The organism is Muribaculum sp., assembly GCF_029051885.1.
GTDB lineage: Bacteria > Bacteroidota > Bacteroidia > Bacteroidales > Muribaculaceae > Muribaculum.
Genome location: NZ_JAIDKI010000011.1, coordinates 1 through 3,981 on the forward strand (window position 1 = coordinate 1; position 3,981 = coordinate 3,981).

General features: G+C 43.7%; 3 protein-coding genes. 1 reads left to right on the forward strand and 2 read right to left on the reverse strand.

Features of this window, described 5'->3' with window-relative positions:
* Positions 1-421: 421 nt before the first annotated feature.
* Complete coding sequence (locus K2I50_RS00500; RefSeq protein ID WP_301024297.1) at positions 422-1,753, reverse strand: tetratricopeptide repeat protein; 1,332 nt, start codon at positions 1,751-1,753, stop codon at positions 422-424.
* Positions 1,754-1,801: 48 nt separating this feature from the next.
* A complete protein-coding gene (locus K2I50_RS00505; RefSeq protein ID WP_301024298.1) occupies positions 1,802-2,650 on the reverse strand; it encodes a patatin-like phospholipase family protein in 849 nt (282 codons plus the stop codon).
* 188 nt (positions 2,651-2,838) lie between these two features.
* Here K2I50_RS00505 and K2I50_RS00510 point away from each other — a divergent pair, with 188 nt between their 5' ends.
* Positions 2,839-3,879 (forward strand): hypothetical protein, encoded by a 1,041-nt coding sequence (locus tag K2I50_RS00510; protein WP_301024299.1) that lies wholly within the window; start codon positions 2,839-2,841, stop codon positions 3,877-3,879.
* Positions 3,880-3,981 lie beyond the last annotated feature (102 nt).

Consider the following 3,981-nt stretch of genomic DNA (forward strand, 5'->3'; position numbering starts at 1 on the left):
TGCCTTGTTCTTCAGTCACGTAGCTACGGCTACGCTCCATCATCACAAGACAAAAATCACTCAGAGATATGCGACCACAGCGTTAACAAATATTGGGGAACGGGGTCTTAATTGGTGCCCGGAAAAATTTAATCGTGCGATTTAAAGATACGATTTCTCCCGACTGCCGATATATCTGAGACTCTTTCATCGGACAGTTGACTCATGACTCTGTTTGAGAGGTCTTGTCTCAAGGCATCAAACCGAGATGAACATAAGAGTCTACTCGTTTATGGGACACCAATAATTAGCTTCTCAAATCGCTGTGAAAGTAGGGACGAGCAATCTGCCGCTTACTCAATTTAACATAATACAGATTATGCGACATTTGATAAACACATCATCACCATGCCGAAACTACCATATCGTTGATTGTGGCAACCTATTTTAATAATTTGTTTCCATACAGGGCTTTGACAAAGCCGGCTGCTTCTTTCGGCAAAGGTATCCCGCCGACAATGCTGTGGTTTTGATTGTCCATTGTGCCTATTACCCAAACATCCATCTGTGATTTTTCAAGCGTGTATATACGACATCCGCTTGTTCCATCTGATACAAAAGCCACATAACGACACATCGGCACATCTTCCGGCATCGGAAATGTCCAGACCACAACAGAATTGCAACCATCTCCGTATTGAATATTCTCAACTTTTATATCCGTATCGCGAAACGGCGAACGAAATTTATTATGCGCAGGAATGCGGCTATTAATTATCTCCACATCAAGAAAAGTGTCAGGGTTATCAATTTGAGCGGCAATTCCGGGAAGATACTGAAATAGATATTCATATTGTTTCATATCTCTTAATGGAGTTGCAATTTCTGCAATCATTTGTTTTGCAATACGTTGACTTTCTTCATCATAATTCCCGTTCTCGATTTGCCGATATATCTCAAGAGCCTTCGCGGTATCGCCCTGCTCATATCGTATATACGCTATATTTGTAAGTGGAAGAGCATCATCGGGTACAATCTGCATGGCTTTTTCAAAATAATCAATTGCAACGTCATCATTGCCGAGACCATAATTAAGGGCTCCTGCGATATTTATTATTTTATTATCGGTACCGAATCGTCTGGTTGCTTTGACAACTACCGGGAGTGCTTTTTCTGCTATATCACGCGATTGCGATGCCTGGATTTCAGCAAAACGGTCATATACAGCATCCGAAAGCAGATTAGTGGCATTGGACTGCTCGGTATTCCCGCTTGTCAGCCAGTGTGAGTGGTTCTGCTCGTCGCGGTCAATTAATCCGTCAATGGCTTCGATTGTCTTTAGCCAGCGTCCGGTCATTGCTCCTGCAGCAGCTTTCCCAAGTCTGAAATCAATACGGTCGGGATGTGCGGCAATTCCATGATTTATTTCGTCGAATGCAAGGTCTACAAGTGAGTCCTGCCAGACAGTCTCACTGAATATGTAACCGGCCACATTTCCAACACTGTCAGTTATCGTCAACTGCTCTCCATGATGTCCGGAATCATCTGAAAGTACTATCATTTCAGAACGAGCTTTGCCTAAAAGCAGATTGAACCGAGCTGGATATAGTTCCGGATTTTCAGGCGACTCGCTACTCCATATGGCAAGTATACTGTCAGCAGCATGCAGATTGCCGTCGGTAAGCAGGGTATTAAACGTCTGGTTGAAATTATCGGCCGATAGCGTGAATACCGCTACTGCGGCAGGGATAATAATAGTGAGGAGCTTTTTCATCGGAGGAAGTTTTTAACATTATGACTACCTGAATATATAATAGTCACTTTATTGATGCCAGAGCGTTTTAATTTCCAAAATCTTTTTCTGCGCGGCTGTACGCCCTAAGTTGTAGACATGCTGCATTTCGTCCGGGTTATGCGACACATGGCCGATTGGCAATGATTCATCCGGACGGATTACCAGGCAACGACCGGATGCTTCTGCCTGACGCACGTATTCCAATTGGGCATTATACATCTTGTGGCGATTGGCCATAGCGTCTCTAAGTCTGGGATGTTTACGCAGCCCCAGCGACAGCAGCGGCATCAGACGTGGAATCTTTTTCAGGTATCCTTCAGGCTGTGTAAGTACTACCACATTGGCATCATAGCCTTTATTTTCGAAAAACTCCAATGGGATGGAATCGGATATGCCTCCGTCAAGAAGCCTTGAGCCATCAATATCGACTATATTTGACACTAATGGCATTGATGCCGAGGCGCGCACCCATTCATAAAATCCGTCGCCACCCTTTAAACACCTATGATATACAGCCCTACCCGTATTGACATCCGTGCAGACAACATAGTATTCCATAGGATTTCGCTCAAAAGCGTCTGAATCAAAAATATCATATTTATTAGGGACTATATGATATGCGAATTCCGCATTGAATAAGTCACCGCTTTTGATTAACGACAGTATTCCGCAATACCTGGAATCTCGGGCAAAACGTTGGTTATAGCGTAACGCTCGGCCATGCTGTCCCGACTTATAATTGCATCCGAATGCAGCCCCTGCCGACACGCCTACAATGCCGTCGGGACGGAGATTATGCTCCATCATTACGTCAATTACGCCGGCAGAGAATAATCCGCGCATTGCTCCGCCTTCCAGTACAAGTCCACATTTCATATCTACGAATGCTATTGTTTATTGCAAATATAGGAAATTTATGTCATTAACCTGGATATTTGATTCATAATTAAGTTAACGTACGTGTTAATTGTATACATAATTTAATTTTGTTTCGAAATATTGCTTACCTTTGTCAAAATAAAAATATTGGTTCTCGATAACACGCATTTATTTAAGACAATCAAATGAAATTGCCATCCATAGCGGCATTGGCCGTGCTTTTCTCCCCCACTCTCCTCTGCTCACAGACTGTTGCTCCATCTACGACTGCAGTTGAGGGCATGCGCATCGACCGCAATATATTCAATCATCTGGATGTAGGCCTCTCACTTGGCTCAGCAGGAATTGGCCTTGACGTATCGACCAATGTTACCGATTGGGTACGTTTGCGCGCCGGAGTAGATTATATGCCGGAATTTGCAGTGCCGATGTCGTTCAATATCACAAGCTATAAAGAAGGTGCTACCCCAGAAGATGGATATACGGTAAACGGAAGCAATTTCGACAAACTTCAGGAGTTGATGTATGGCATTACCAATATACATGTCGACGAGCATGTCGACATGCAGGGACGTCCGTCATTCTGGAATTTCAAATTCATGGTAGACGTGATGCCGTGGAATGATAAGCGTTGGCATATCACTGCCGGATTTTATCTTGGGTCAAACAAGATTGCCAATGCTCGTAATACTATTGAAGAAATGCCTTCACTGCTCGCCGTAAACATCTACAATCATTTTTATGATTTCGCTAAAAGCGGTGATTATTGGGATAAACCCATGATTCCCGGATATGATGACTATTATATGTCACCTGAGATGGCAGAGAAACTTATCGAACGTGGAGCTGTCGGTATCAATGTTGGCACATTCAGCCGTGACATTCACGATAACGACGGCAATATCATATACCGAAAGGGACAGCCATATATGATGCGCCCCGGAACTGACGGACTTGTAAGAGCTAAGGCTTTGGTCAACCGTTTCCGTCCATATCTCGGCTTTGGATATAACAACGAGGTGGGAAAATCCGGACGTCTGTCAATCGGATTTGATGCCGGAGTGATATTTTGGGGAGGAAGCCCCAAAATCGTCACCCATGAAGGCATTGACCTGATTAATGACGTTGAGAATGTGAACGGGAAGGTCGGAGATTATGTGGATATTGTCAATGCATTTAAAGTATTTCCTTCAGTCAATTTCCGCATTTCTTATAAATTATTCTGATTCACATCTGGCCTGATGGCAAGACATAACACTCTCGGCAAAATAGGCGAAGATGCAGCTTGCTCTTACCTGACAGCTAAAGGCTATGCCATCGTAGAAAGA

Bases quoted from the DNA above. Each gene is read 5' to 3' on its own strand.
- K2I50_RS00500 (WP_301024297.1), bottom strand. From the start codon at position 1,753: ATGAAAAAGCTCCTCACTATTATTATCCCTGCCGCAGTAGCGGTATTC.
- K2I50_RS00505 (WP_301024298.1), bottom strand. From the start codon at position 2,650: ATGAAATGTGGACTTGTACTGGAAGGCGGAGCAATGCGCGGATTATTC.
- K2I50_RS00510 (WP_301024299.1), top strand. From the start codon at position 2,839: ATGAAATTGCCATCCATAGCGGCATTGGCCGTGCTTTTCTCCCCCACT.